A 26,652-nucleotide genomic window follows, 5' to 3' on the forward strand; every position below is an offset into this window, starting at 1 on the left:
AGTTTTCGGCGACTCGGGGCGTGAGCCCGCGTCAGCGGCGGCTCACACCTCGCGCTGCACGTCGGCGGGCGTCTTGTCGGGCCGGAGGCCCCGCCAACGCGGGTGCCGGGCGACGCCCGTGCCGGTCCACTCGCCGAACTCGATCTCGCCGACGAGCTCGGGGCGCACCCAGACCGCGTCGCGGACGTCGGTCGCCGGCACCTCGACGAACGGCGAGCTCGGCTGCGTGAGCCCGTCGAGGCGTTCGAGCAGCCGGTCGAGGTCGCGCTCGCGGAACCCCGAGCCCACCCGACCGGCGTACTCGAGCCCCGCCTCCCCCGGGATGCCGACGAGGAGCGACCGAATGCGCCCCTCGCGCGTGCCGACCCCGCGCCGGTAGCCGCCGATCACGACCTCCTGCGTGCGCGTCAGCTTGAGCTTCAGCCAGTCGTCGGAGCGCGCACCGGGCCGGTAGGTCGAGTCGGTCCGCTTCGCCATGACCCCCTCGAGCCCGAGCAGCCGGCTCTCCTCGAGCACGGCCTCGGGCTCGCCGTCGGCGAGTGCGGGCACCTCGACGGGGATGCCGTGACGCGGGTGCACCAGGGCCTCGAGCCGTGCGCGCCGGGTTCGGTAGGGCTCGTCGACGAGCGGTTCGCCACCCGCTTCGAGCACGTCGAACAGCAGCAGGCGAACCGGCACGGATGCTGCGACCGCCGTGATCTCGCGGGGCCTCGTGAGCCCCATCCGCTGCTGCAGCACGCCGAACGACGGTCGGCCCGCCTCGTCGAGCGCGACGATCTCGCCGTCGAGCAGGGCGTCGCCGTCGACGATCTCGGGCAGCCGGTGCAACTCGGGGTAGCGGGCCGTGACGTCGATGCCGTTGCGACTGCGCAGGCGGACGACGCCGCCCTCGACACGGGCGAGCGCCCGGATGCCGTCCCACTTCCACTCGAGCGCCCAGTCGCCGCCCCGCAGCATGCCGAGCGTGCCGCCCGTCGCGAGCATGGGCTTCTCGGGCACCGGCCCTTTCGGTGGTCGAGGAGGCGCGCCAGCGCCGTCTCGAAACCCGGTGCCCCGCTGCGATGGGTTTCGAGACGCTCCTTCGTCGCTCCTCAACCTGCTGCTCGCCGCACCCTGCTCCTTCATCCGGTGCAGCAGCCACGAGCTCTTCTCGCCGCTGCCGTCGGTGCGGATGAGCGCGAGCCGCACCCGGCCGAGCGGTCCGCCGGTCGCACCGTCGAGGGTGAAGATGACCTCGTCGTCGCGCCACTTCTCGGCGTCGTAGGTGCCCGTGTCCCACACGGTCATCGACCCTGCACCGTACTCGCCCGACGGAATCGTGCCCGCGAAGGTCAGGTACTCGATCGGGTGATCCTCGGTCTGCACGGCGAGGTGATTCGTGCCGGACGTCTCGGGCACGCCCTTCGGCACGGCCCAGCTCTTCAGCACGCCGTCGCGTTCGAGCCGCAGGTCGAAGTGCAGCCGGCGGGCGTGGTGCTCCTGGATCACGAAGCGTGCCTCCTCCGGTGGTCGAGCAGCGAGCGACGACGGAGCACGCGTATCGAGACCGCGCGACCCGGTCTCGAAACGCTCCTTCGTCGCCACTCGACCACCGGAGGGCATCGGTTCGGGCGTGCGCCCCGCCCGACGCATCGAGCGATAGGTCGCGAGGGGGTCGTCGCCGGCGGCATCCCCGGACAGCCCGGCCATGGGGTCGCCGATCTCGGCGACCCGCTCGAGCACCTCGTGCGCCTCGAGGTGGCGCAGCCCGGGGTCGTCGAGCTCCTCCCAGGTGCGCGGCACGGCGACGGTCGGGTGAGACCGGCCCCGCAGCGAGTACGGGGCGATCGTCGTCTTCTTGCCGTTGTTCTGGCTCCAGTCGATGAGCACGCGGCCGGTGCGCAGCGACTTGCGCATGCTCGACACGATGAGCTCGGGATGGTCGGCCTCGAGGGCGCGCGCGAGTTCGTGCGCGACATCCGAGACCTGTTGCGACGTCTGACCGCCGTCGAGCGCCGTGTACAGGTGGATGCCCTTGCTGCCGCTCGTCACCGGCATCGCCTCGAGCCCCATGCCGGCCACGAGCTCGCGCACGAACCGGGCGACCTCCGCGCACTCGGCGAGGCCCATGCCGGGCCCGGGGTCGAGGTCGAACACCATGCGGTCGGGGTTCGACACCGAGCCGTCGGGCGCGAAGCGCCACTGCGGCACGTGCAGCTCGAGCGCAGCCTGCTGCGCGAGCCAGACGAGGGTCGCCCGATCACCCGCGATCGGGTACGTCTTCGGCCCGTCGGAGTGCTGGATCACGCCGCGACGTATCCACTCGGGCGCGTGGTCGGCGAGCGCCTTCTCGAAGAACGGCGCCTCCGGGTCGCCGGCGGTGCCGACGCCGTGCACCCAGCGCTTGCGGGTGATCGGTCGCCCGGCGACGTGGGGCAGCATGAACGGGGCGATCTCGGCGTAGTACGAGATCACCTCGCCCTTGGTCATGCCCGTCTCGGGATACATGACCTTGTCGAGGTTCGTCAGCCTGAGCCGCCGGCCCTCGACCTCCACGAGCTGCCGCTCCCCATCGGCCATGCCCCCATCCTGCCCGTCTCAGCCCCGAGTTGCCCGGTTCTGCGCATATTCGGGCGACTCGAGGTTGGGGCCGCGGGTTCCCACGAGGCATCCCTCGGGTGTGTACTGGTGGGTATGCGAGCCGTCTGGAAAGGGGCGGTCACATTCGGCCTCGTCAATGTGCCCGTCAAGTTGTACAGCGCGACCGAAGACCACGACGTGTCCCTGCACCAGGTGCACGACGAGGACGGCGGGCGCATCAGGTACCAACGCAAGTGCGAGGTGTGCGGCAAGGTCGTCGCCTACCAGAACATCGACAAGGCGTACGACGACGGTGAACGCACCGTCGTCATCACCGATGAAGACCTGAAGTCGCTGCCCGCCGAGCGCAGCCGCGAGATCGAGGTCGTCGAGTTCGTGCCGAGCGAGCAGATCGACCCGCTCATGCTCGACAAGAGCTACTACCTCGAGCCCGACTCGGCGTCGAACAAGGCGTACGTGCTGCTGCGCGAGACGCTCGAGTCGACCGACCGCACGGCGATCGTGCAGATGGCGCTGCGGCAGAAGACCCGGCTCGCTGCGCTGCGCGTGCGCGGCGACGTGCTCGTCGTGCAGACCCTGCTCTGGAGCGACGAGGTGCGCGCGGCCGAGTTCGCGTCGCTCGACGAACCCGTGAAGATCTCGGCGAAGGAGCTCGACCTCTCGAAGCAGCTCGTCGAGAGCCTCGTCAGCGACTTCGAGCCCGAGCAGTACGTCGACGAGTACCAGAAGGAGCTGCGCACGCTCATCGAGGCGAAGCTCGAGCAGGGCGAGGCGCTCGACACCGCCGCGACCTTCGGCGAGGAACCCGAGGAGGGCGAGGGCGGCGAGGTCATCGACCTCATGGAGGCGCTGCGCCGCTCGATCGCCGACAAGCGCGGAGGCGCGAAGACGGGCGGCTCCGGCACGAAGGCCGGCGGAAGGGGCACGGCGAAGGCGAAGGCGGATGCCTCGGCCAAGCCGAAATCATCCGCGAAGGCGAAGTCGTCGGCCGACAAGGCCGACAAGGCCGACAAGGCCGACAAGCCGAAGAAGTCGAAGACGGCCTGAGCGACCCGTGACCGCCTGGCCCCCACCGGGGCACACGACCAGGCACGGGTACAGGACCATCCGGTGAGCACCCCGGCATACGGCGGTGCCGGACAGCTCATCCTGCAAGTTCGGCCGCCTGCGCACGAAGCGCCCCGGCCACCAGGCACAGTTACAGGACCATCCGGTGAGCACCCCCGCATACGGCGGTGCCGGACGGCTCATCCTGCAAGTTCTCGTGATTGCGACCACGGCCGACGGGCAGCACGGCCCGAGGCAGTCGGCCTGCGCCGACCGCACAGACGAAAGCGCGCGGCATCCGATGAACGGATGCCGCGCGCTCGTCGCGGTGCGGAAGGTGATTACTCGCCCGTGCACGCCTTGGTGACGGTGACGGCGGCGGCCTGGATGTCGCCGGTCACGGCGGCCTGCGCGTCGGCGTCGGCCTCGAAGGTGTCGTCGGGCGCCGTCGGGAGGGTCTTCGCGTAGTCTTCTGCCGCGGTGACCTTCTCCTGCAGGGTGCCGATCGCGGCGGTGACGTCTTCGTTGTCGGCGTACTCGGTGGCGAGGTCGTCGAGGCGCGTCGAGTAGCCGTCGAGCTTCTCGAGCACGGCCGCCTGCTCGGTGCCCGTGATCACGGCGTTCTGCGCGCCGTTCGAGATGTCGCGCACGGCGACGCGAATGGTCTCGCAGTCGTCGGCGGCGGCGGTGGTCGCCGTGCCGTCGCCCGAACCGTTCGACGCGCAGCCGGTGAACAGCAGTGCACCGGCGAACAGCAGCGCGGTAGTCTTCATGATTTTCTGCATGGTGGCAAGTCCCCCAAATCGAATGTGACTCCAGAAGTCTAGTGAGGAGCGCCGACACGCCTCCACGCACAGATCGCGCCGCCGCCCGGCGCCACCCCACGGGCCCCGGGCGACGGCGCGGTCACGCCACCCCGTCAGTCGCGCTTCGGCGGATCGTCATCGTCGAGGATCGCCGGGATGCTGCCCGTCGGGATGATCTTCACCTCGCGGCCGTCGGCCGCGATGAGCTTGCCGCCGAGGTAGTAGTCGCCGTCCTCGAGGGCGGTGAGCTCCTCCTCGCGCACCATTCGGGGCGGGGATGCGACGAAGACCGAGGAGTTCTTCGAGTTGCCCGCCTTGACGTGGTTGAACAGGATGTTGAGCAGGATCGCCGAGACGGCCGCCGACGAGATGCCCGAGTGGAAGATCGTCGAGAACCAGCTCGGGAACTGGTCGTAGAACGCGGGCGCCGCGATGGGCAGCATGCCGATGCCGATCGATGTGGCGACGATGATGAGGTTCATGTTGCCGCGGTAGTCGACCTTCGACAGGGTGCGGATTCCGCTCGCGGCGACGGTGCCGAAGAGCACGATGCCGGCGCCGCCGAGCACGGCGGGCGGCACGGCGGCCACGACCCGGCCGAGGATCGGCAGGAGACCGAGCACGATGAGGATCGCGCCGCCGGCGCTCACGACGAAGCGGCTCTTGATGCCGGTGATCGCGACGAGGCCGACGTTCTGCGCGAACGCGCTCTGCGGGAACGAGTTGAACAGCGGCGAGATCATGCTCGAGAGCATGTCGGCGCGGAGTCCGTTGCCGATGCGCTTCGCGTCGATCTTGGTGCCGACGATCTCGCCGACGGCGAGGATGTCGGCGGTGGTCTCGGTGAGGATCACGAGGATGACGATGAGCATCGACACGATCGCGGCGATGTCGAAGACGGGCGGACCGAATGCGAACACGGTCGGGAAGGCGAAGACCGGCCCCGTGCCCACGTTCGAGAAGTCGGCCATGCCCATGGGGATCGCGGCGAGGGTGCCGACGACGATCGCGAGCAGCACCGACAGGCGCGAGACCGCCGCGTTGCCGAGCTTCGAGAGCAGCAGCACGATCGCGAGCGTGAGGGCGGCGAGACCGATGTTGGCCATGCTGCCGTAGTTCGCGGCCTCGCGGTTGCCGCCCATCGCCCAGTTCGCGGCGACCGGCAGCAGCGAGAGGCCGATCATCGTGATGACCGTGCCGGTGACGACCGGCGGGAAGAACCTGATGATCTTCGAGAAGATCGGCGTGATCAGGAATCCGATGGCCGCGGCGACCAGCACGGCACCGAAGACCGCCTGGATGCCGCCGCCGTTGACGATCGAGACCATGGTCGCGACGCTCGCGAACGAGACGCCCTGCACGAGCGGCAGCTGCGCACCGAAGAACGGGATGCCGATCGTCTGCAGGAGGGTCGCGACGCCGCCCACGAAGAGGCAGGCCGCGACGAGCAGGCCGATGTCGGCTGCGGAGAGTCCGGCCGCCGAGCCCACGATGAGCGGCGGAGCGATGATGCCGCCGTACATCGTCAGCACGTGCTGGAGCCCGAAGGCGAACGAGGTGCTGATCTTCAGCCGCTCGTCCTCAGGACGTGGTGCGTTCACGGTGCCGTCGCCGGCGCTTCGCGCACGGGTGGCCCGCTTCGTGATCTTCATGCTCATGCGACGCACCGCGCCTCCGAGCTCAGGGAGAATGCTTCAAGCCTCACTGCTTGTCCTTCGTCCGTGCCCCCGCCCTGTGTGCGAACATCTCTGTTTTCACATTACGGAAGTCGTTTTCCACTGAGTGAAGACAAGTGAACGCTTGGACAGATCATCTGTCAACCCCTTCGTGACGAACGGCTCGCGTGGCATCGGCCGCAGCGGCCGCTCGCAACTATCCGGCGGAAGACTCGTCGATCGGCCGCGCCGGCACCGGGGCATCCAGATTCGGGTCGCCGTGGGAGTAGGCGCTGATCGCGCGCACGAACACGAGCAGCCACGCGAACAGCAACCCCGCGGCGATGAACTCGGTGCCGGTGAGGTTGAAGTAGCCGATCGGCACCCACAGCGCGACCGCGACGAGGATGCCGATCACGACGAAGAGCGAGAAGCCGGCGACCTCGGCGGGCAGACCCGGGAGCACGCGTACCGCGCAGAACACGAACACGCCGAAGACGACGACCATGCCCGTCGCCGCGGTCACGTGCAGCGGAACACTGACCGCGTCGGGCACGATGCCCGCGACCGTCATGCAGATGCCGATGCCGGCGAAGAGCCAGGCGAGCAGCCGCACCCGCCAGCGCGGATCGACGCCCCGCGCCACGAGACCCTGCTCGAGGTCGTGTCCGACGTAGTTCGCGAGCACGGTGACGACGAGACCGGTGAGGATGAGGGCGAGGTTGAACCGGTACGCCGCACCGTCGGCGAGGTTGCCGAGCTGCGAGAAGTGCAGCTGCCACCACGATTCATCGGGCGAGCTCAGCATGCTCGCCATCGTGCCGATGAAGAGCACGAGCGTCGCGAGCGTCGCGAGCCCGTCGGTCGTGACGCGAGCGCCCGACAGCGCCGACGCGTACGTGGCCGCCGCCGCGGCTGCGCCCGCGAGCGCTCCCCCGCCGAGCGCATCGACCGTGAGCCCGCGGAACCCCAGCTGGAACAGGTTGGCCACCGCGAGCACGACGAGGTAGGCGAGCATCGCCATCGCGAGCGACATCGCGACGAGGTCGACGGCCCGCTTCACGAACGGCAGGCGTCGGCGCCAGTCGGCGTGCCCGCGCCACGATTCGACGATGAAGGATGCCGCGAACGCGACACCCGCGAACGCCGCCGCCGTCCACGCGGCGAGGTTGCCGAGCGAGTCGGCACCCGCGAGCGCCACGCGCGTGCCCGACATGAGGATGACGGTGATGAGCAGCCCGCCCACGAGCGCGGCGAGCCCCCAGCGCTCCGCCCGCGCCTCGACTCGTGCGGCCGGGCTGCCGGCGATGGCCTCGCGACGCGCCGGACGGGAGTGCGGGATCACGGCGCCTCCTTCGCGAACGGTGCTGCGGGCGGTGACGCTTCGATTCTCGACCGTTCGACGCGCCCGCGGGGCGGGGCGCGCGGAAGTCGCTCACCTCCCCGCGTGCCGGTGGCCCGGATCGTGCAGCTCCCCGTGCGGAACGGCCAGCTCGCCGGCGGCCGTGGCCGCGAGCGCGGGCGTCGCGAGCGCCGCGACCAGGGCGGCGCCGATGACCATGCCGATCACCGAGCCGCCTCGTGGCACGCCGGTACGGCGTCGTCGTCCCCCGCGGAGCCGGGCCGCGGCACCCGCCGAGACGACGAGCGCGAAGGCGGCGCCCGCGAGCAGCGGCAGCACTGCGACGCCGAGCGAGGGTCCCGTCCCCGTGGCGAGCAGCATCGCCGACGCTCCGACGAGGCCGAGCGACACGGCGAGCGCCGCCCGCGGGGCGACGAGGCGACCGGCATGCAGCGCGACCACGGCCCAGCCGAACGCGGCGACGCCGCATCCGACCAGGACCGCGGCCGCGACGATGCCTCCGGCGCCGGCTCCCCCGCCGACACCGGAAGCCCGACCGGTGGCGTCGAGCGCACCGGCCGCGGTCGCGATCAGCACGAGGCCCGCGCCGAGCGCGGCGAGCATCGGCCAGCCGCGCACGAACCGGGGAATCGTGGATCGCGCCGACATCAGTCGCGCCTACGCGGCGAGCGGCCGGGTGGCGCCGGCACGCTCGGTTCCCAGACCGACGCCGAGCAGCACGAGCGCGCTCGCGAGGTGCAGGAAGTGGTCGGGGGTGTTCAGCGCGAGGATGTTCGCCGCGGTTCCCGCGAGGAAGAACCCGAGGATGCCGAGCAGCAGGTAGGCCGCACCGATGACGGTGTTCACCACCTTCGCCGCGCGGGCGCCCACGATGCCCGCGATGAGCAGCGCGCCGCCGATCAGCAGGTGGGCGATGTTGTGCAGCGGATTCACCGCGAAGATGCCGAGCAGCAATCCGCCTTCGGTGGCGATGAAGCCGACACCGCCGGTGACGGCGAAGCCGAGCAGGCCGACGAGCAGGTAGACCGCGCCGAAGACGACGCCGACGATGCGATTCGGTGAGTTGCGCATGATTCCTCCTGGAGACGGGCGGCGGATGCCGCGTCAGATGTGGTTCGGAGCGTGTCGCTCCTCGGATCGGTCCGCCCCGGGCGATCGCCCGGGGCGGGCCGGTCACGTCACATGGCCGGCATGAGCACCGAGTCGACGAGGTAGACGGTGGCGTTGGCCGTGTGCACCCCGCCGCAGATCACGGCGGCGTCGTTGACCATGAGCTCGTCGCCCGATCCCGTGACCTCCACGGTGCCGCCCTGCACGGTGGTCTGCGTGCCGACCACCTCGTCGGGCGAGAGCTGGCCGGGCACCACGTGGTACGTGAGGATCGACGTCAGCGTGTCGGCGTCGGTCTTGAGCGACTCGATCGTGGCCGGGTCGATCTTCGCGAAGGCGTCGTCGACGGGCGCGAAGACCGTGAACTCGTCGCCGTTGAGCGTGTCGACGAGGTTCACGTCGGGGTTGAGCTGTCCCGACACCGCGGCGACCAGGGTGGTCAGCAGCGGGTTGTTCGACGCGGCCACGGCGACCGGGTCCTGCGACATGCCGACGACCGAGCCGGGGCCGTCGGGCACCGCCTCGGCGTAGGCGGCGCACCCCGGCCCGACGAGGTCGGCCGCGGGATCGGCCTCCATGGCCTGCTCGGTCGGCGTGGCCTCCTCGGACATGGCGGGCTCGTCGGATTCGGCGGTGGTGTCGCCCGCGCTGCAGCCGGCGAGGCCGAGCGCGGCGACGGCCGTGATCGAGAACACGGCGAGGACGGTGCGGGTGCTGCGGATGGATCGCATGGATCTCCTCCTTCGAGTACGCGGCCCCGTGCGGGCCGTCGACAGGGATTCGGAGGCGCCGGCCAGTCGGATTGGACGTTCTTCGACCAATCGGTTGGGAGCTCGGCTCCGAACCACTGTCGACCCCACGAAACGAGGTACCCCGTGCTCGCACTCGCACTCATCGGCCTTGCCGGCGGCCTGATCACCGGTATCTCGCCGTGCATCCTTCCCGTGCTGCCCGTGATCCTGCTCTCGGGAGGCGCGCAGAGCGCCCGCGGTGACGCGACCGGCACGGATCCCGGCAGCAGGTCACCGAGCTGGTGGCGGCCCTACCTCGTGATCGCGGGCCTCGTCGTGAGCTTCAGCCTCGTCACCCTCGCCGGATCGCTGCTGCTCGGCCTCCTCGGCCTGCCGCAGGACGTGCTGCGCTGGGCCGGCCTCGTCGTGCTCGTGCTCATCGGCGTCGGGCTCATCGTGCCCCGCTTCGAGGAGCTGCTCGAGCGGCCGTTCGCGTGGATCCCGCGCAAGTCGGTCGGCACCGACCGCGGCGGGTTCGGCCTCGGCTTCGCACTCGGCGCCGTGTACGTGCCGTGCGCCGGCCCCGTGCTCGCGGCGATCACCGTGGCGGGATCGACCGGGCGGATCGGCGTCGAGACCGTCGTGCTCACGATCTCGTTCGCGATCGGCGCGGCGGCACCGCTGCTCTTCTTCGCGCTCGCGGGCCGAGGCATGGCCGAACGGCTCGCGTCGTTCCGCCGCCACCAGCGCGGCATCCGCATCGCCGGCGGCGTCGTGATGATCGCGCTCGCCGTCGGCCTCGCGTTCAACCTGCCGCAGGTGCTGCAGCGGCTCGTGCCCGACTACACCGCCGACCTGCAGCGGCAGCTCGCCCAGTCGGAGGAGGTGACCGAGGCGCTCGACCTCGGCGGCCTCGTCACCGACGAGAACCGCGAGCTCTCGAAGTGCACGAACGGCGCGGCCGAGCTCGAGTCGTGCGGTCGGGCGCCGTCGATCCGCGGCATCCGCCAATGGTTCAACACCGCCGACGGCGCGCCCGTCGACCTCGACGAGCTGCGCGGGCGGGTCGTGCTCGTCGACTTCTGGGCGTACTCGTGCATCAACTGCCAGCGCTCCATCCCGCACGTCGTCGCGTGGGACGAGGCGTACCGCGATGCGGGCCTCACCGTCATCGGCATCCATTCGCCCGAGTACGCCTTCGAGAAGGAGCCGCGCAACGTCGCCGCCGGGATCGAGTCGTTCGGCATCGACTACCCGGTGGCGCTCGACGACTCGCTGTCGACCTGGACGAACTATCGCAACCGGTACTGGCCCGCGCACTACCTGATCGACGCGAACGGAACGGTGCGGCACGTCGCCTTCGGCGAGGGCCACTACGACCGCACCGAGCGGCTGATCCGCGAACTGCTCGTCGATGCCGACCCCGACGTCGCGCTGCCCGGCCCGACCGACCTCGCCGACGAGACGCCGACGGCCGGATCGACCACGCCCGAGACCTACCTCGGTACGACCAAGCAGGTGAACTTCGCGGGCGTCGAGCCCTATCGGCGGGCGACGACGAGCTTCGAGCCGCCAACCGACCAACCGGGCGACTCCTTCGCCCTCGACGGCGATTGGCAACTGGGGACGCAGTCGATCACCCCCGCGGCCGGCTCCGCCGAGGCATCCGTTCACCTGCGGTATCACGCCCGGGAGGTGCGCATGGTGCTCGGGGGTGACGGCACGGTCGTCGTCAGCGACGGCGGTCGCGATCGACGCATCGAGGTCGCCGGCGTCCCGCGGTCGTACCTGTTGCGCGAGTCGGATGCCCCGTCGACGAGTTCGCTCACCGTCGAAGTCCCCGCGGGGGTCGACGCCTACTCGTTCACGTTCGGATGACCCATGCGCTCGTACCATCTGCCGCGCCGGTCCGCCAGGGCCGGTGGTCACTCGCCGGCTCTGCCATGCTGGATGCCGTGGTCGACGCCGGAGCGCAGCGAGAATCGCGCACGAGCGCGCTCGACGATCTGCTCGTCGCGACCGCATCGGGCGACCGCGACGCCTTCAGCCGCCTCTACGATGAAACGGCGGCACGGGTCTTCGGGCTCGTCCGTCGCGTGCTCGTCGATGCCGCGCAGGCCGAGGAGGTGACCCAGGACGTGTTCCTCGAGGCATGGCAGACGGCGGCCCGCTTCGACCCCGCACGCGGGGCCGCGATCAGCTGGTTGCTGACCCTCGCCCACCGGCGGGCCGTCGATCGGGTGCGGTCGGTGCAGGCGTCGCGTGAGCGCGACCTGAAGGCGGGCGTCCGCGATCTCGACGTGCCGGTCGACGACGTCGCCGAGGCTGCGGAGATCGCCGTCGAGCACGAGCGGGTGAGCGGGGCCCTCGCGGGCCTGAGTCCGGCGCAACGCGAGTGCCTCTCGCTCGCCTATTACGACGGCTGCACCCAGTCCGAGATCGCCGCACGTCTCGGTCTGCCGCTCGGCACCGTGAAGACCCGATTGCGCGACGGCATGATCCGACTCCGAGAGCTGCTGGGGGTGACGACATGAGCCGACCCGACGACCGGGGCGACGTGGACCCCGACGACCTGCGCGACCTCGCGCCCGCGTATGCGCTCGGGGCACTCGACGAGCCCGACCGGCTCCGTTTCGAGCGCGCCCTCGAGGCCTCGCCCGAGCTCCGGGCGGAGGTCGAGGCCTTCCGCGCCGCGGCCGCACCCCTCGGCGAATCGCTGCCGCCGGTCGCTCCCCCGCCGAGCCTCAAGGCCGACCTGTTCGCCCGTCTCGACGCGACCCCGCAGGAGCGCCCGGTCGTGTCGGTCGATGGGAGCATCCCGGCCGTCGACGATCCGTCGCGTGCCGAGAACGTTGTGCCCGGGTCGGCCCCCGAGGCATCCGAGCCGGCCGAGGCGCCGGCCGAACGGTCGGCCGGAGCGCCGGCCGGTGAGCCACCGGTCGACGAACTCGCCGCCCGACGGCGTCGCCGCAACCACATCGCCATCGTGCTCTCGTCGGCCGCGGCCGTGCTGCTCGTCATCGGCGGCGTCGTGGTCGGCCTCAATTGGGCTGGACCGAACGGGTGGGGCGCCCAGCGCGAGATGGCGGCGCTCGCTGCGGCGCCCGACGCCGAGCGGACGACGTCCGAGGTCTCGGGCGGCGGCGAGGTGACGCTCGTCTGGTCGGCCGAGGCCGGGCGCAGCGCGATCATCGCCGAGGGCCTCCCGGCCGCCGGCGATGACCGCACCTACGAACTCTGGTACATCGACGAGTCGGGCGCGACATCCGCCGGCACCTTCGACGTGCACGGCCAAGAGACGTGGCGCATCCTGCAGGGCGACTTCGCGCCGGGTGTCGCGGTCGGCATCACGATCGAGCCCGAGGGCGGTTCGGAGCAGCCGACGACCGACCCGATCGCGGTCATCCCGACCTGAGCCGCGCGTCCGTGATGCCGCCACGGGCCACGCTCGCGCGGCCCGGCCTGCGACGCTCGCGCGTGCGATCGCTCAGCGCGGGTCCCGCACGGAGCCCTCCGCCCCGTGCGGCCCGACCATCGCGGCACTGCCGAACAGCCGCTGCGGTACGACGTGGATCGTCACGCGCCGAGGGTTCTCGCGCGGTCGTCGATAGCGCTTCGCGTACAGCTCGACGGCCAGCTCGACTTCGGACGGGTCGTCGTGAACCGTTGCCAGGCCTTGGAACGCGACCCAGTGGGCACCGGCGACCTGGCTCACCGTCGCCGTTGGATCCCGCAGGACGTTTCGCACCTTCTGCGAATCGCCGGAGGTGATGATCCGGAGCACGCCGCCGTGCAGGGTGAACCCGACCGGCACCGCGTGGATGCCGCCCCACGGAGCCAGCGTCGAGAGCGTTGCGAGGTGCCGTTCGGCGAGGAACTCGACTCCGGCATCCGTCAACTCGCGCACCCGGCAATGGTACCGAGGCAGCTGTGCCGCCGAACCGCCCGTCACTGCCTCGTCAGTGTTCGCCTTCGGTGGCGAAGAAGTGACGGAGCGCCTCGGTCACCTCGTCGGGTGCCTCCTCGGCCTGGTGATGGCCGGCATCGATGCCGTGTCCTTCGACTCGGTGCGCCCAGGTGCGCCAGATGTCGCGGGGGTCACCGACGAGCTCCTCGAGATCGTCGCGAAGCGCCCAGAGCAGCAGGAGCGGCGCCTCGATCCGGCGCTCGGCGGCTCGATCGGCGAGCTCGTCGTCACGGTCGACGGTGAGACCGGCGCGGTAGTCCTCGAGCATCGCGCGAATCGTCCCGGGGCGACGGACGGCCTGCATGAGCTCGGCATGATTCGCCGCGCCCATCTTCTCGGGATCGGCCTTCGGACCGTACCAGGCGTCGGGATCGGCACCGATCACGCGTTCGGGCACGTCGGGCTGGGCGAAGAAGAACCAGTGCCACCATCGGGTCGCGAACCGGGCGTCGGCCCGGGCGAGGTGCTCGCTGATCGGGACGCAGTCCATCAGCACCAACCGGTCGACCGCGTGCGGGTGGTCGAGCGCGAGACGCATCGCGACGTAGCTGCCGCGGTCGTGACCGACGAGGTGGAACCGTTCCACGCCGAGGCGGCCCATCGCGGCGACGATGTCGCCGGCCGACGCGCGTTTGCTGTGGGCGGTGTGGTCGGGTGTCGGCGACGGCCCTCGGGAGCGGCCGTAACCGCGGAGGTCCGGGCAGAACACCTGGAAGCCCGCAGCGACCAGCTGCGGCGCGACCCGGTGCCAGGTCGCCGAGGTTCGCGGGTGTCCGTGCAGCAGCACGACCGGCGGCCCCTCACCGGCGTGCCGTACGAAGACCGAGGTCTCACCGAGCTCGATCACGTCTTCTTCGAAACCCTCGAACACCCTTCGACGGTACGCCGAGCCACCGTCGCCCGGCGGAGTCGTCGTCCGATCAGCGAGACACGGGGACGAGCTCGACCTCGATGCGGTCGCCGTCGACCACTGCGCGCATCATCGTGCAGACGGACTGGCGTCGCCGGTCGGTCGGCGACCCCGGATTGAGCAACCGCATCCCGGCGGGCGACACCGTGTCCCACGGGATATGCGAGTGTCCGAACACGAGCACATCGGCATCGGGGAACTCCGAGTCCATGCGTTCCTCGCGCCCCCTCGCCGGACCCGTCTCGTGGACGGCCGCTAGCGTGACGCCCTCCACCTCGAATCGAGCGACCTCGGGAAGTCGTGCCCGCAACTCCGGTCCGTCGTTGTTCCCCCACACCCCGTAAAGCCGGCTGGCGCGCGATTCGAGCATCGTGAGGGTGGCGAGGTCGGTCCAGTCCCCGGCGTGGACGACCACGTCGGCGCGGTCGACGGCATCGAGGACCGCATCCGGGAGCCGCCGAGCCCGCGTCGGGACATGGCTGTCGGCGAGCAGGAGCAGGTTCGTGACCACCCGTCCATCCTGCGCCCGAGACAGTGGCCGATCAACATCGGAGCCAGCGGCTCCTACCCCTGGTCGCTGACGCCGGCGAAGGTCTCGGGATAGTCGCCGAGCCAGGCCCAGCGGTCGATCGGCCAGCTCACGACGAACGCGCGGCCGATCACGTTCTCGATCGGAACAAACCCCTCCGACGGCGTCTCGGTCTGGTAGCGCGAGTCGCGGGAGTCGTCGCGATTGTCGCCCATGACCCAGAGCGCGCCGTCGGGCACCGTGACCGAGAAGTCGGTCTTCGACGCCCGCGTCTCCCCGCCGGGCAACGAGATGTACGGCTCGTCGAGCGGCACGCCGTCGATACTCATCCGCCCGCGCTCGTCGCAGCACTCGACGTGGTCGCCGGGCAGGCCGATGACGCGCTTGACGAGATCACTGTCGGAGTCCGACGCGGCGAGTCCGACGAACACGAGGAACGAGTCGACCGCGGCGGCGAGCGGCGGCTTCGGCGGCTCGGGCCGTGCGTCCAGCCAGCCGCCCGGGTCTTCGAACACCACCACGTCGCCCCGCGCGATGGGCACGACGTCGGGCACGAGCTCGTTCACCATGATGCGGTCGTCGATCTCGAGCGTGTGCGACATCGACTGCGACGGAATGTAGAACGGCCGGACCAGGAACGTCTTGATGAGGAACGAGACGAGGATCGCGACGACGGCGATCACCACGAGATCGCGTGCGAACAGCAGGCCCGGATGCCGCCTCCGACGCGAAGCTGCAGGAGGCGCTTCGTCGGCCCCGGCATCGGCGGCATCAGCGGACAATCCCGGCCTCCTCCAGTGGACGACGAAAGCCCCTCGAGAACGAGGGGCTTCGAAGTGCGGAGACGGCGGGATTTGAACCCGCGGTCCCCTTACGGGGACTCCACCTTAGCAGGGTGGTGCACTCGACCGGACTATGCGACGTCTCCTCGCGGGTACGCAAGCGCACACGCGACAGCCATCATAACCCGATGCCCGGCCGAAACACGATTCGGGCGAGATCGGCTACTGGTCTTCGAGCGTACGGCCCGCGGAACACCTGGTCTCGGCCGCTGTCTGGCCGGTGACGTCGCTCGGCAGCGGCTCGGTCGACGGGGCCGGCGTGGGCACCTCGGCGGTGTCCTCCGCGGGAGCCTCCTCGCCGCTCTCCTCGGTGGAGAGCGCGGCCGGGGCCGCCTCGCCGTCGGTCGTCGCGGGGTCGACGGGCGGCGCGGTCGGGTCGCCCGCCGAGGCGAACGTGGCGTCGTCGGCCGTGGGGTCGAACGTCACCGGGATGTCCTGCTGCAGCGCAGTGTTCACGATCTCGGCCGAGTCGCTCGGCACGACGCCGCCCTCGACGTAACCCGTCGGGTACTGGATGAACGCGATCTTCGAGAGGTCGATGTCTTTCGCGGCCTTCGCGATCGAGACCATCGTCGTGGGGTCGGCGAGGGTGTCGGAGAGCTCCATGTTCGCGAGCGCGGCCTTCGCGATCGAGTACAGCGCGACGGGGTCGCCGAGCGTGCCGCCGTCTTGCAGCTTGCGCACGAGCGACGACATGAACACCTGCTGGTTCGAGATGCGCCCGAGGTCGGAGCCGTCGCCGACGCCGTGCCGAGTACGCAGGAATTGCAGCGCCTCCATGCCCTTGAGCGAGTGCTCGCCGGCCGTGAGGTACAGGTTGGTGTGCTCGTCTTCGATCGGCTCGGCGACGCAGACCGATACGCCGCCGACGGCCTCACTCATCGCGGCGACGCCGAGGAACTGCACGGTGCCCGCGAACGGGATCGTGATGCCGGTGAGCTGCTCGACGGTCTTCACCACGCACGCCATGCCGCCGTAGTCGAGCACCGAGTTGATCTTCACGCCGTACTGCTCGTACAGCGGCTCGCCGGCGGGGTCGGCCGGGTCGGGGCAGGCGGGTACGTCGACGAACATGTCACGGGGGAAGCTGATGACCTCGACGTGCGAGTGGTCCTGCGAGATGTGCAGCAGCATCGTCACGTCGTTGAGCACGGCGGTCTCTTCGTCGGGGTCGCCGAACGCGTCGCCCTGCCCCTCACGGCTGTCACTGCCGATGAGCAGCACGTTCACGCCGCCCTCCATGGCACCGACGTCGGGCACGCCCTCGAGCACGTCGGCGTTGCCGAGCGAGACGGTGGGCTTCAGCGTGTTGGCGAGGTCCCATGCGGCGTAGGCCGCGACGGCTCCGCCCGAGACGAGGGCGACGGCCGCGACCGAGGCGACGACCTTCGCGAGCGTGCGTCCGATCGAGCGACGACGGAGTCGGCCGTGGCGCGCCACCGCGGGGTTCTTCGCGGCGCGACGTGAGCTGGGTCGCAACGCTTCGTTCACCGTGGTCCTCTCGTGTCGTGTCGCGCGGAGGGCGTGGGATTCGAACCCACGAGACATTTCTGCCCACTGGTTTTCAAGACCAGCTCCATCGGCCGCTCGGACAGCCCTCCATGCCCGTGCGACCGCTCCGACGTGGAGCAGATCGTGCAGGCAGGCCCCGATTCTAGCCGAAATGCGCTCGGGCCAGCCTGTCAGTCACGCCTGAAAGAGTCCTGAAGCGAGGAAGAAGGCGAGATCAGTCGCCATTTCCGGTCACGCAGCGCACTTGGGTGCCGGTGAGCCCCGTGACGTCGGGAGGCAGTTGCTCCTCGGCCGGCGTCGTCGCCGGCTCGGCCGACGCCGGCGCTGCGGCATCCCCACCCGAATCGGTGCCCGTGTCGACGGCCTGCGCCTCCTCGGCGCTCTCGGTCTCGGTGTCGGCGTCGGTCGTGGCCGCCTCGACGGCGGGGGTCGTCGGGTCCGACGTTCCGTAGCCGGCGTTGTCGTTCGCGGTCGGGTCGATCACGACGGGGCGGTCCGCCTGCAGGGCGAGGTTCACCGCCTCGGCCGATTCGGCGGGCTCCACGTGCACCCCGTCGCCGTAGCCCGCCGTCGGGTACTGCACGAACGCGATCTTCGACAGGTCGGTGTCGGCGAGCGCCCGTGCGATCGACATGAGACGCGCCGGGTTCTGCAGCTCCTTCGAGAGCTCCATGTTCGAGAGCACGGCCTTCGCGATCGAGTACAGCTTCACGGGGTCGCTGAGGGTTCCGCTCGACTGCAGGGTGCGTGCGAGCGATGCGAGGAACGCCTGCTGGCTCGCGATGCGGCCGAGGTCGCTGCCGTCGTTCGTCGCCTTGCGGGTGCGCAGGAACGCGAGCGCCTCGAACCCCTTGATGCTGTGCGTGCCGGCCGTGAGCTTGAGACCCGAGGCGGGATCGTCGATCGGGTCGGCGAGGCAGACCTCGACGCCGCCGACCGCCTCAGACAGCGCGGCGACGCCCTTGAACTCGACGACGCCGGCGACGGGGATCTTCGTGCCGGTGAGCTGCTCGATGGTCATCGCGACGCACGTCAGGCCACCATGACTCAACACGCTGTTGAGCGGCACGCCCGACATCGCCGACAGCGGGCCGGTGGTCGGGTCGACCGGGTCGGGGCACTCGGGCACCGGCACGATCATGTCGCGCGGAAAGCTCACGACCTCGACGTGCGAGTGGTCCTGCGAGACGTGCAGGAGCATGTTGACGTCGTTGAGGATGCCCGAGTCCTCCTCGGGGTCGCCGAACGAACCGTCGGCCGGGCGCTTGTCGCTGCCGACGAGCAGGAAGTTGAGGCCCCCGTCCATCGCGCCGATGTCGGGCACGCCGTCGAGCATGTCCTCGCTCGCGAGCGAGGCGCCCTGCTTGACCGAGCCCACGAGGTCGACGGCCGCGTAGGCGGCGACCGCGGTCGCGCTCACCGCGACGACGGCGACGACGGATGCGACGAGCTTGAGCGTCGCGCGCGGCCCCGTGTGCCGTGGCAGGCGCCCGTGACGGGTGGGCTCGGGGCCGATGGGCGCGTCGCCTGGCCCATCCGCTTCAGCGGGTCGGTCCGGTTCGGCCGGCGTGCCGGGTTCGTCGGCCGGCCCGTCCGGTTCGGTGGAAGCGCCGGACCCGTCGGCGAGGTCGACCTCGTCGGTCGGGCTCGTCGGCGCCGCGGCATCCCCCGCCGTCGGCCCTTCGTTCTGCTCCACGTCGTTTCCCCTCCCGACCGGATGATTCTATTTCCCGCACCCCCGCGCGGGCTGTGATTCGCCGGTCAGGGCAACGTGTCGAGCGTCGCGGCGAGCCCGGCCTCGTCGACCGCGCCGGTCACCTCACGCGCCGCCGCCCGCACCTCGTCGGGCGCCTGGCCCATCGCGACCGACCGGCCCGCGGCGCCCGCCCAGGCGAACATCTCGAGATCGTTGCGGCCGTCGCCGACGGCGAGCACCCGTGCGGCGTCGGCGCCGAGCCAGCCGCGGACCCGCTCGAGCGCGGTCGCCTTGTTGACCCCGTCGGGCGCGATGTCGAGCCAGGCCGTCCAGCCGATCGCGTAGCTCACGTGGTGCAGGCCCATCTGGTCGACGATCTCGAAGAACTCGTCGAGCCCGTGCTCGAGGCTCGTGACGACGACACGCGTCGCGCGCTGGTCGAGCAGGCCCTCGAACTCGACCTCGCGGGCGTTGTCGAGGTTCCACTCGGTCATGCCGCGCGTGTAGAGCCGGAACCCGTCGGCGAGCTCGACCATGAACTTGCCCGACGGCAGGAACGCGCGGATGCGCTCGAGCACCGCGGTCGGGTCGAAGGTCTCGACGTGCTCGCGCGAGTAACCGCCCTCGGCGGTGTCGTCGCGACGCATCGTGATCGCGCCGTTCGCGCAGACCACGTACTCGGGGGTGAGCCCGAGCTGCTCGAGCACGGGGCGCGTCGTCGCCCACGAGCGGCCGGTCGCGAGCGTGACGAGGTGGCCCCGGTCTTCGGCGGCGGCGACGGCGTCGGCGACGAGGTCGTCGATCGTGCCGTCCTCGTGCATGATCGTGCCGTCGACGTCGAGTGCGACGAACCACGGCTCGGCCGCGGTCTCGATACGCTCGCTGGCGCTCGCTACTCGACCACCGGGGCTCGATTCGATGCTCATCGCGCGACGGGCTCGAATCGCTCGAGTCCGCCGAGGTAGCCGCGCAGCGCCTCGGGCACGACGACCGAGCCGTCGGCCTGCTGGTGCGTCTCGAGGATCGCGACGATCCAGCGGGTCGTCGCGAGCGTGCCGTTGAGGGTCGCGACCGGTGCCGTCTTGCCGCTCTCGGTGCGGTGCCTGATGTCGAGGCGGCGTGCCTGGAAGGTCGTGCAGTTCGAGGTCGACGTGAGCTCGCGGTACGCGTTCTGCGTCGGCACCCACGCCTCGACGTCGTACTTGCGCGCCGCGCTCGAGCCGAGGTCGCCGGCCGCCGTGTCGATCACGCGGTACGCGAGCCCGAGGTCTTGCAGCATGCCCTCCTGCCACGCGAGCAGGCGCTCGTGCTCGGCCTCGGCGTCGGCCGGGTCGATGTAGGTGAACATCTCGAGCTTGTTGAACTGGTGCACGCGGATGATGCCGCGGGTGTCTTTGCCGTGCGAGCCCGCCTCGCTGCGGTAGCAGGTCGACCAGCCGGCATAGCGGATCGGCCCGTTCGACACGTCGATGATCTCGTCGGCGTGGTAGCCGGCGAGCGCGACCTCGCTCGTGCCGGTGAGGTAGAGCTCCTGCTCGGGCAGGTAATACACCTCGTCGGCGTGCGCGCCGAGGAACCCGGTGCCGTTCATGATCTCGGGGCGCACGAGCGTCGGCGTGATGAGCGGGGTGAATCCGGCGGCGATCGCCCGGTCGAGCCCCATAGTCATGAGGGCGAGCTCGAGGCGGGCGCCGACGCCCTTGAGGTAGTGGAAGCGCGCGCCCGACACCTTCGCACCGCGCTGCATGTCGATCGCGTCGAGCAGCTCGCCGATCTCGAGGTGGTCGCGGGGCTCGAAGTCGAACGCGGGGATCTGGCCGACCTCGCGCAGCACGAGGTAGTCGTCTTCACCGCCGGCGGGCACGCCGTCGATGACGATGTTGCCGAGCTTCTGCACGGCGAGCGTGAACTCGGCCTCGGCGTCGCTCGCGGCCTGGCTCGCCGCCTTCACTCGCGCGGCCAGCTCTTGCGCCTGCGCGACGAGTTCGGCCTTCGCCTCCTTCGGAGCCTGCGCGACCTGCTTGCCGAACGCGTTCTGCTCGGCGCGGAGCGTCTCGAAGACGGTGATGGCGGTGCGACGGGCCGAGTCGGCGGCAACCGCCTCGTCGACGAACGCCGAGGACTCGCCACGGAGCTCCTGCGAACGCTTGATGACGTCGGGGTTCTCGCGGAGCAGCACGGGGTCGATCACCCGAGCAAGTCTAGCCCGCGGCATCCCCCGCCCTTCAGCCACCGCCCGGGCGCGGTGCCGTACCGTTGGCAGGGTGACGGCCGACCACCAACCGACGGCGGATGCCTCGGAGCCGCGCCCGCGTGCGGCGATCATCTCGAACCCCACCAAGTCGGGGGTCGACGCGCTGCGCGCCGCGGTCGAGCGCGCCGAGGAGCGCCAGGGGTTCGCGCCGTCGTTGTGGATCGACACCGCAGAGGACGACCCCGGCAAGGGCATGGCCCGCGAGGCGGTCGAAAAGGGCGTCGACCTCGTGGTCGCGGCCGGCGGCGACGGCACCGTGCGCTCGGTCGCGGCGGGCCTGCGGGGCACGGGCGTGCCCCTCGGCATCGTGCCGCTCGGCACCGGAAACCTCTTCGCGCGCAACCTCGACATCCCCGTCAACGACGTCGACGACGCCGTCGTGCTCGCGTTCGCCGGTCTCGACCGGGCGGTCGACGTGCTCATCGCGCGGGTTCGGCGCCCAGACGGCACGACCGAGTCGCACGCCTCGCTCGTGATGGCGGGCATCGGCATCGACGCGACGATGATCGCGAACACGAACCCCGACCTGAAGAAGAAGGTCGGCTGGCTGGCGTACGTCGACGCGGGATTGCGGGCGCTGCCGAACTCGGAGCCGTTCCGCGTCGTGCACCGGCTCGACGGCGGCCGCCACCACCGGTCGAGGGTGTCGAGCATCCTCGTCGCGAACCTCGGCTACCTGCCGGGCAACCTCGAGCTCATCCCCGACGCCGAGATCGACGACGGACGCCTCGACGTCGTGCGACTGCAGCCGCGCAACCTGTTCGGCTGGTTGTTCGTCTGGCGCGTCATCGCGTGGGAGAACCGGGTGATGCGCAAGACCGCGATCGGCCGGCAGGTGCTCGACCTCACCGGCGGCAACCGGCGCCAGGTCGTCGCGTACTCCCGCGGGCGCACCGTCGACCTCGTCATCGAGGGCGGGCCGCAGGAGTTCGAGATCGACGGCGACGAGTTCGGCACGGTCGCCGCCGCCCGCTTCGAGGTCGACCCGGCGTCGCTCATCGTGCGCGTGCCGCGCTGACCCGATCCGGTGGTCGAGTAGGCGCGCCAGCGCCACCCCGGTGGTCGAGTAGGCGCGCCAGCGCCACCCCGGTGGTCGAGTAGGCGCGCCAGCGCCGTATCGAGACCCGGTCAGCCGAGCATCGACCCCTCGGCCGACGACGACGGGTTCGGGTCGGGCAGCCGGCGCATGCGCAGTCCGTTCGCGATGCCGAGCAGCCCGGCCAGGATCGGCACGAAGAGCGCCACCTGCAGGGCGATGTCCCGCGAGTCGGTGTTGATGCGCAGGATCTCGGCCTGCACGTCGGCCGGTTCGTCGACGAGCAGCTCGGCGAGGCCGGTGTCGCTCATGATCTCGGCGTCCTCCTCGAGCACGGTCGAGACCTGCTGCGCCTCTTCGGCGCTCAGTACCGAGCTCGCCTCGGCGCTCGCGGTGAACGTGAACGCGAGCGTCGCGAGCATGATCGCACCGGCGAAGGCGAGCCCGAACGAGAGTCCGAACGATCCGGCCGCCGAGTTCACCCCGGCCGCCTCGCTCACCCGCTCGTCGGAGATCGGCGAGAGCGTGTAGTTGTTGAGCTGCGACACGAGGAAGCCGAGTCCGCAGCCCGCGACGATGAGCGGGATCGTGAGGTACCAGCCCGAGTCGGCGATCGGCACGATCGGCACGATCACGGCGATGCCGATGACGACGAGGATGAAGCCCCACATGATGATGCTCGCCGGGCGGCGTTTCAGTCCGCGCCCCGCGAGCAACGCGACGACGAACATGCTGAGCGAGAGGGGGGCGATCGAGAGGCCCGCCTGCAGGGCGTTGTACTCGAACACCATCTGCAGGTAGATCGGCAGCACGATCATCGTGCCGCCGAGCGCGATCTGCTGCAGCAACTGACCGCTCGCGCCCGTACGGAACATCTTCGACTCGAAGAGCGCGGGGTCGAGCAGCACGGGCTTGCCCGCACGCTTGCGGCTGCGGAGCCAGAAGACGAGGAGGCCCAGTCCGAGCACGCCGATGCCGATGATGAGCCCGACGTAGCCGCCGCCCTCCTGCCAGACGAGGATGCCGGTCACGACGCCGCCCATGCCGACGATCGACAGCAGGGCGCCGACGAGGTCGATCGACCGGTCACCGTGGTACGGCACGTCCTTCACGAGCCCGATGCCCGCGAGCACGACGGCGATGATGAGCGCCTCGAGCGCGAAGCCGACCCGCCACGAGAGGAACGTCGTGATGAACCCGCCGAGCAGCGGCCCGACCGCGGCGGCGATCGCCGCCGACGCTCCGACCAGGGCGTAGACGCGCTTCTGATGGGCGCCCTCGAAGTTGCCGTGGATGAGCGACTGCATCGCCGGCAGCAGCAGTGAGGCGCCGATGCCGCCGACGACGGCCCAGAAGATGATGATCGCGATGAGGTCCTGCGCGAACACCATCGCGATCGCACCCACCGCGTAGCCGAGCAGGCCGAGGATGTAGGCGAGCTTGCGCCCGATCAGATCGCCCGTCTTGCCGCCGATCAGGATGAACGCCGCCGAGACGAGGGCCTCGAGCGCGATCGCGCTCTGCACGCCGCTCACGGTCGTGTGCAGGTCGTTGACGACGGCCGAGATCGACACGTTCATGAGCGACGTGTCGACGACGAGCACGAACATCGCCATCGCGAGCAGCAGTGCCAGCTTGCCGTTGAACCGCACCTCGCCGGGCGCACCGTTCGAGTCCATGGCTCATGCAACCACAACGCGCGGTCGCACCGGAAGAGTCCCCGTTCGGGCGACGGCGCCCGAACGCACCGGAGCGGGGCCGGTCGCTTCCGACCGGCCCCGCTCGGCGGCTGCGATCAGCCGCAGGTCACCGTCGCGTCGGCCCAGTCCGCGCGGTCCCACCACTCGGCCTGACCGGCCGGCGAGCCGGCGGCGTTCGGGTCGACCACGAGCTCGAGCCGCTGGACGCCCGCGACGTCGACGGCCACCTCGGCTGCGAGGCCCTTCGTCATCGCGGCGCTGTCGTAGCGCACCTCTCCGTCGGCCACGACGCGGAAGATGACGTTCGGCGACGCCCCCGCCTTGTTCATGATGTCGTCGATGCCGACGACCGCCTCGAACGCGGAGCACCGCCCGCCGAGGTTGAACCCGATCGTCGTGGGCGAGTTCACGCCGAGCCCCTTGGCGTACTCGACGCCCGCGAGCCGGATGGGCCTGCCGTCGCCGTACGCCGCCTCGCCGATCTCGGTGTCGCGCTCGATCGGACCGTAGGCCGCGTTGAGCGACACGGTCGCGAACGGGAGGTCGGACACGAAGTGCTCTCCCGCCGTCGGCGGGTCGGGAAGGTCGGGCACCGTCGCATCCCAGGCCTCCACCGCGAGGCCGGCGAGCTCGACGACATCACCGGCGGGCTCGGTTGCGAAGCCGGACGTATCGGTCGAGGCGGTGAACTCGGCGCCGACGGCGTACCAGTCGATCGACGCGGGAGCCTTGCCCGTGTCGAACGCCGTCTGGATGCTCGCGAAGAAGCGCTCCCAACGGTCCTTGTAGTAGGTGCCGACGAGGCCCTGCCACTCCCGGTTCGCGTAGTCGTTGAGCCCCGCGTTCACGGCGTTGCGGTCGCCCCACGTCGTGACGATCGACCGCGCGTCGAACTCGAGGCGGTCGGCCTCGGCCGGGTCGGCCGCCGCGGCGCGGGCGTCGGCGATCCAGCGGCCGAACAGCGTCTGCGGCTGCGTCGCGACGAGGTCGTCGAGCAGGTCGATGTTTCCGAGCCACTCCTCGCTGAGCTGAGTGAACGCCGCACGGTCGCGCATGCCGTACGCCTGCTGCAGTTGCGGCAGCAGCACGCGTGACGTGTTCGAGGTCACCTGGCGCGCGACGTCCATGAGGTCGTAGCGGTAGCTCGCGTTCTCGCCCGCGGCGGGCGCGGCGGCCAGGAGGTGGTCGAGGGCCTCCGCGAACCGGTCGGGGTCGTACGAGAAGCTGCCCGGCGACCAGGTGGCGGCGCGGCTCGCCGAGAGCGAGGGGCGGGCGCCGTAGAGGCCGTCGTGGGCCTCGCTGTAGCTGTCGTTGGTCGGCAGCGTGTACGCGGTCCCGGCGAGGGCCCGCCAGGCGGCCTTCAGCTCGGGGTCGTCGACGCCGTAGCGGCGCTCGGTCCAGTCGTCGAACCAGGCGTCGATGTCGACGGGGCCGTCGCGCCATGCGAGTCCGGCGAAGAAGTCGAGCGCGGCGGGGTTGTTGAGGCCGCCCTCGGGCATCGCGGCGATGCCGTCGACGGCGCTGCCGTCGGCGCCCAGCCAGTCGTAGTAGCGCTCGTTCCACGTCGTGAGCTCGGCGCCCATGGTCGTGTGGCCGCCGAAGTTCCAGATGGTGCCGAAAGCGTACGGTATGCCGCTCCACTGCGCCTCGAGCCCGCCGCGGCCGTCGTAGCGATCGGAGAGGCCGTCGACGATGAAGGTCGTCTCGGGGTTCGCGGCGGCGGCGACGTCGGCCGGCGGGTTGTTCTGCCAGCCGAGCAGCACCCAGGTCGCGCCGGGGTGCGCGTCCTGCAGCGCAGTCTCGATCGCGCGGGTGGCGGCGGGTACGTCGACCGACCCGCGCCGACCGCCCTCGTGCAGCACGTCCATCTTGTACGCGCCCGAGGCGCCGAGTCGCTGCTCGGAGGCTTCGTAGAACGCATCGGCCACCTCGGGGAACACGACCGAGTTCGGGTCGAGCCAGCCGGGTCGCTGGAATCCGACCCAGCCGCCCTGCGGCTCGACCCGCGCATCGGCGTTGCGCTCGGCGAAGTCGGTGGGCACCGTGCCGAAGTAGCCGGGCAGCACGGGCGTCATGTCGAGCTCGCGCAGTCGGTCGGCGATCTTGCGGCCGAGCTCGGTGCGCTCCTGGAGGAGCGCGTCGCTCGTACCCGCGGGGTAACCCGACATGTTCTGCAGGAGCCACCACGGCTGATGGCCGGGCAGCGGGATCCATGCCCGCGCCTCCTCGGCCGAGTACCCGAACTGCTGCAGCACCTCGGCGTACACCGCCTCGGAACCGACCGGCATGAAGACCTCGTTGAAGCCGAGCGCCGCGAGTTCGTCGATCTCGCGCTCCCACTCCTCCCACGTGCGGTAGGCACCCGTGTAGCCGTCTTCGGTGTCGTTGCCGTAGTAGCGGTGGGACACGTTCGACGTCGCGGTGATCGGCTCGGTCGGCAGGGGCAGTGCGGCTCCGGGGTCGACGTTGCGCACGTTCCACGAGATCGACTGCCCAATCGTGCCGAGGTACGCGTTCACCCCCGCGAGCGCGGTCGCCGAGTCGGTCGCGGCGATGCGCACGTGGTTGCGCTTCGACGTGACCTCGTAGGCGTCGACGCCGTCGGCCGACTCGAGCTTCGCGAGATCGAAGCCGCCGGATGCCTCGCCGAGGAGTCGTTCGAGCGCGTCTCGCGCGGGCTCCAGCCCTCGCGCGGTCTTCGCGGGGACGTTGAGCTTCGCGTCACGGGCCGATGGCTCGGCGTTCGCGGCGACGGCGGTGCCCGTCGCGAGCAGCACGGTGGTCGCGATCGTTGCGAGCGGGATGAGGGACGCTCGTCGGCGTCGTCTGGGCGTTGGGTGCATCATCGGGCCTTTCGCCGGTGGTTCGGATGGCGGCGCGGAACGCGCCGCCATCCCGACCCAACCAGAGCCCC

Annotated in this window: 22 protein-coding genes and 2 tRNA genes; 5 read left to right on the plus strand and 19 right to left on the minus strand. The window is 70.7% G+C overall.

The features are described from left to right. Window positions 1–42 precede the first annotated feature (42 nt). A complete protein-coding gene (locus MUN74_RS07280) occupies window positions 43–2,559 on the minus strand; it encodes an ATP-dependent DNA ligase (protein ID WP_244855775.1) in 2,517 nt (838 codons plus the stop codon). A gap of 114 nt (window positions 2,560–2,673) precedes the next feature. Between MUN74_RS07280 and ku the strand changes: the two genes are divergently transcribed. Continuing rightward, on the plus strand, window positions 2,674–3,627 hold the full coding sequence (gene ku / locus MUN74_RS07285) for a non-homologous end joining protein Ku (RefSeq protein WP_244855776.1): 954 nt from the start codon (window positions 2,674–2,676) through the stop codon (window positions 3,625–3,627). A gap of 341 nt (window positions 3,628–3,968) precedes the next feature. Here the strand turns inward: ku and MUN74_RS07290 are convergent, their stop codons facing one another. From MUN74_RS07290 to MUN74_RS07315, 6 genes are all read right to left on the minus strand, one after another. Beyond that, window positions 3,969–4,400, minus strand: coding sequence for a hypothetical protein (locus tag MUN74_RS07290; protein ID WP_244855777.1), 432 nt, complete (start codon window positions 4,398–4,400; stop codon window positions 3,969–3,971). Between the two features lie 146 nt (window positions 4,401–4,546). Next, window positions 4,547–6,085 (minus strand): nucleobase:cation symporter-2 family protein, encoded by a 1,539-nt coding sequence (locus tag MUN74_RS07295; protein ID WP_244856382.1) that lies wholly within the window; start codon window positions 6,083–6,085, stop codon window positions 4,547–4,549. Window positions 6,086–6,305: 220 nt separating this feature from the next. Continuing rightward, the gene (locus MUN74_RS07300) at window positions 6,306–7,433 is read right to left on the minus strand and encodes a DUF998 domain-containing protein (RefSeq protein WP_244855778.1); all 1,128 of its coding nucleotides are present in this window, start codon (window positions 7,431–7,433) and stop codon (window positions 6,306–6,308) included. Window positions 7,434–7,523: 90 nt separating this feature from the next. Continuing rightward, window positions 7,524–8,099 carry a hypothetical protein gene (locus MUN74_RS07305; protein ID WP_244855779.1) on the minus strand — a complete coding sequence of 192 codons (576 nt, stop codon included), beginning with the start codon at window positions 8,097–8,099 and terminating at the stop codon, window positions 7,524–7,526. Between the two features lie 9 nt (window positions 8,100–8,108). Continuing rightward, on the minus strand, window positions 8,109–8,522 hold the full coding sequence (locus tag MUN74_RS07310; RefSeq protein ID WP_244855780.1) for a DUF4383 domain-containing protein: 414 nt from the start codon (window positions 8,520–8,522) through the stop codon (window positions 8,109–8,111). 107 nt (window positions 8,523–8,629) lie between these two features. Continuing rightward, a complete protein-coding gene (locus MUN74_RS07315) occupies window positions 8,630–9,292 on the minus strand; it encodes a fasciclin domain-containing protein (protein ID WP_244855781.1) in 663 nt (220 codons plus the stop codon). Window positions 9,293–9,436: 144 nt separating this feature from the next. On the opposite strand from MUN74_RS07315, the gene MUN74_RS07320 reads away from it, so the two are divergent. From MUN74_RS07320 to MUN74_RS07330, 3 genes are all read left to right on the plus strand, one after another. Then, window positions 9,437–11,170 (plus strand): cytochrome c biogenesis protein CcdA, encoded by a 1,734-nt coding sequence (locus MUN74_RS07320; protein ID WP_244855782.1) that lies wholly within the window; start codon window positions 9,437–9,439, stop codon window positions 11,168–11,170. A gap of 65 nt (window positions 11,171–11,235) precedes the next feature. Continuing rightward, window positions 11,236–11,826 (plus strand): ECF RNA polymerase sigma factor SigK, encoded by a 591-nt coding sequence (gene sigK, locus MUN74_RS07325; RefSeq protein WP_244856383.1) that lies wholly within the window; start codon window positions 11,236–11,238, stop codon window positions 11,824–11,826. Continuing rightward, window positions 11,823–12,707: an anti-sigma factor gene (locus MUN74_RS07330; RefSeq protein ID WP_244855783.1), complete on the plus strand. Its 885-nt coding sequence runs from the start codon at window positions 11,823–11,825 to the stop codon at window positions 12,705–12,707. Before sigK ends, MUN74_RS07330 begins: the two co-directional genes overlap by 4 nt. Before the next feature lie 72 nt (window positions 12,708–12,779). Here MUN74_RS07330 and MUN74_RS07335 read toward each other — a convergent pair whose 3' ends face one another. From MUN74_RS07335 to serS, 10 genes are all read right to left on the minus strand, one after another. Next, on the minus strand, window positions 12,780–13,199 hold the full coding sequence (locus MUN74_RS07335) for a PPOX class F420-dependent oxidoreductase (RefSeq protein WP_244855784.1): 420 nt from the start codon (window positions 13,197–13,199) through the stop codon (window positions 12,780–12,782). Between the two features lie 52 nt (window positions 13,200–13,251). Further along, window positions 13,252–14,130 (minus strand): alpha/beta fold hydrolase, encoded by an 879-nt coding sequence (locus tag MUN74_RS07340; protein ID WP_244855785.1) that lies wholly within the window; start codon window positions 14,128–14,130, stop codon window positions 13,252–13,254. A 49-nt stretch (window positions 14,131–14,179) separates the two neighbouring features. After that, the gene (locus tag MUN74_RS07345) at window positions 14,180–14,680 is read right to left on the minus strand and encodes a metallophosphoesterase family protein (protein ID WP_244855786.1); all 501 of its coding nucleotides are present in this window, start codon (window positions 14,678–14,680) and stop codon (window positions 14,180–14,182) included. 53 nt (window positions 14,681–14,733) lie between these two features. Then, window positions 14,734–15,480, minus strand: coding sequence for a signal peptidase I (gene lepB / locus MUN74_RS07350; protein WP_370647360.1), 747 nt, complete (start codon window positions 15,478–15,480; stop codon window positions 14,734–14,736). Window positions 15,481–15,537: 57 nt separating this feature from the next. After that, window positions 15,538–15,626, minus strand: a tRNA-Ser gene (locus MUN74_RS07355). A 76-nt stretch (window positions 15,627–15,702) separates the two neighbouring features. After that, window positions 15,703–16,980: an LCP family protein gene (locus MUN74_RS07360; protein ID WP_244855787.1), complete on the minus strand. Its 1,278-nt coding sequence runs from the start codon at window positions 16,978–16,980 to the stop codon at window positions 15,703–15,705. 76 nt (window positions 16,981–17,056) lie between these two features. Then, a tRNA-Ser gene (locus tag MUN74_RS07365) sits at window positions 17,057–17,141 on the minus strand. Window positions 17,142–17,266: 125 nt separating this feature from the next. Next, window positions 17,267–18,748, minus strand: coding sequence for an LCP family protein (locus tag MUN74_RS07370; protein ID WP_244855788.1), 1,482 nt, complete (start codon window positions 18,746–18,748; stop codon window positions 17,267–17,269). A gap of 65 nt (window positions 18,749–18,813) precedes the next feature. Beyond that, window positions 18,814–19,674: an HAD family hydrolase gene (locus MUN74_RS07375; protein ID WP_244855789.1), complete on the minus strand. Its 861-nt coding sequence runs from the start codon at window positions 19,672–19,674 to the stop codon at window positions 18,814–18,816. Further along, entirely contained in the window at window positions 19,671–20,939 is a 1,269-nt protein-coding gene (gene serS / locus MUN74_RS07380; RefSeq protein ID WP_244855790.1) for a serine--tRNA ligase, read from the minus strand. Before serS ends, MUN74_RS07375 begins: the two co-directional genes overlap by 4 nt. 73 nt (window positions 20,940–21,012) lie before the next feature. On the opposite strand from serS, the gene MUN74_RS07385 reads away from it, so the two are divergent. Then, window positions 21,013–22,020 (plus strand): diacylglycerol/lipid kinase family protein, encoded by a 1,008-nt coding sequence (locus tag MUN74_RS07385; RefSeq protein WP_244855791.1) that lies wholly within the window; start codon window positions 21,013–21,015, stop codon window positions 22,018–22,020. Window positions 22,021–22,130: 110 nt separating this feature from the next. Here MUN74_RS07385 and MUN74_RS07390 read toward each other — a convergent pair whose 3' ends face one another. Together MUN74_RS07390 and MUN74_RS07395 are read right to left on the minus strand one after the other, a co-directional pair. Then, the gene (locus tag MUN74_RS07390) at window positions 22,131–23,717 is read right to left on the minus strand and encodes an MFS transporter (RefSeq protein ID WP_244855792.1); all 1,587 of its coding nucleotides are present in this window, start codon (window positions 23,715–23,717) and stop codon (window positions 22,131–22,133) included. A 116-nt stretch (window positions 23,718–23,833) separates the two neighbouring features. Next, the gene (locus MUN74_RS07395; RefSeq protein WP_244855793.1) at window positions 23,834–26,584 is read right to left on the minus strand and encodes an alpha-N-acetylglucosaminidase TIM-barrel domain-containing protein; all 2,751 of its coding nucleotides are present in this window, start codon (window positions 26,582–26,584) and stop codon (window positions 23,834–23,836) included. Window positions 26,585–26,652: the final 68 nt, after the last annotated feature.

This window comes from Agromyces sp. H17E-10, from assembly GCF_022919715.1.
Classification (GTDB): Bacteria; Actinomycetota; Actinomycetes; order Actinomycetales; family Microbacteriaceae; genus Agromyces.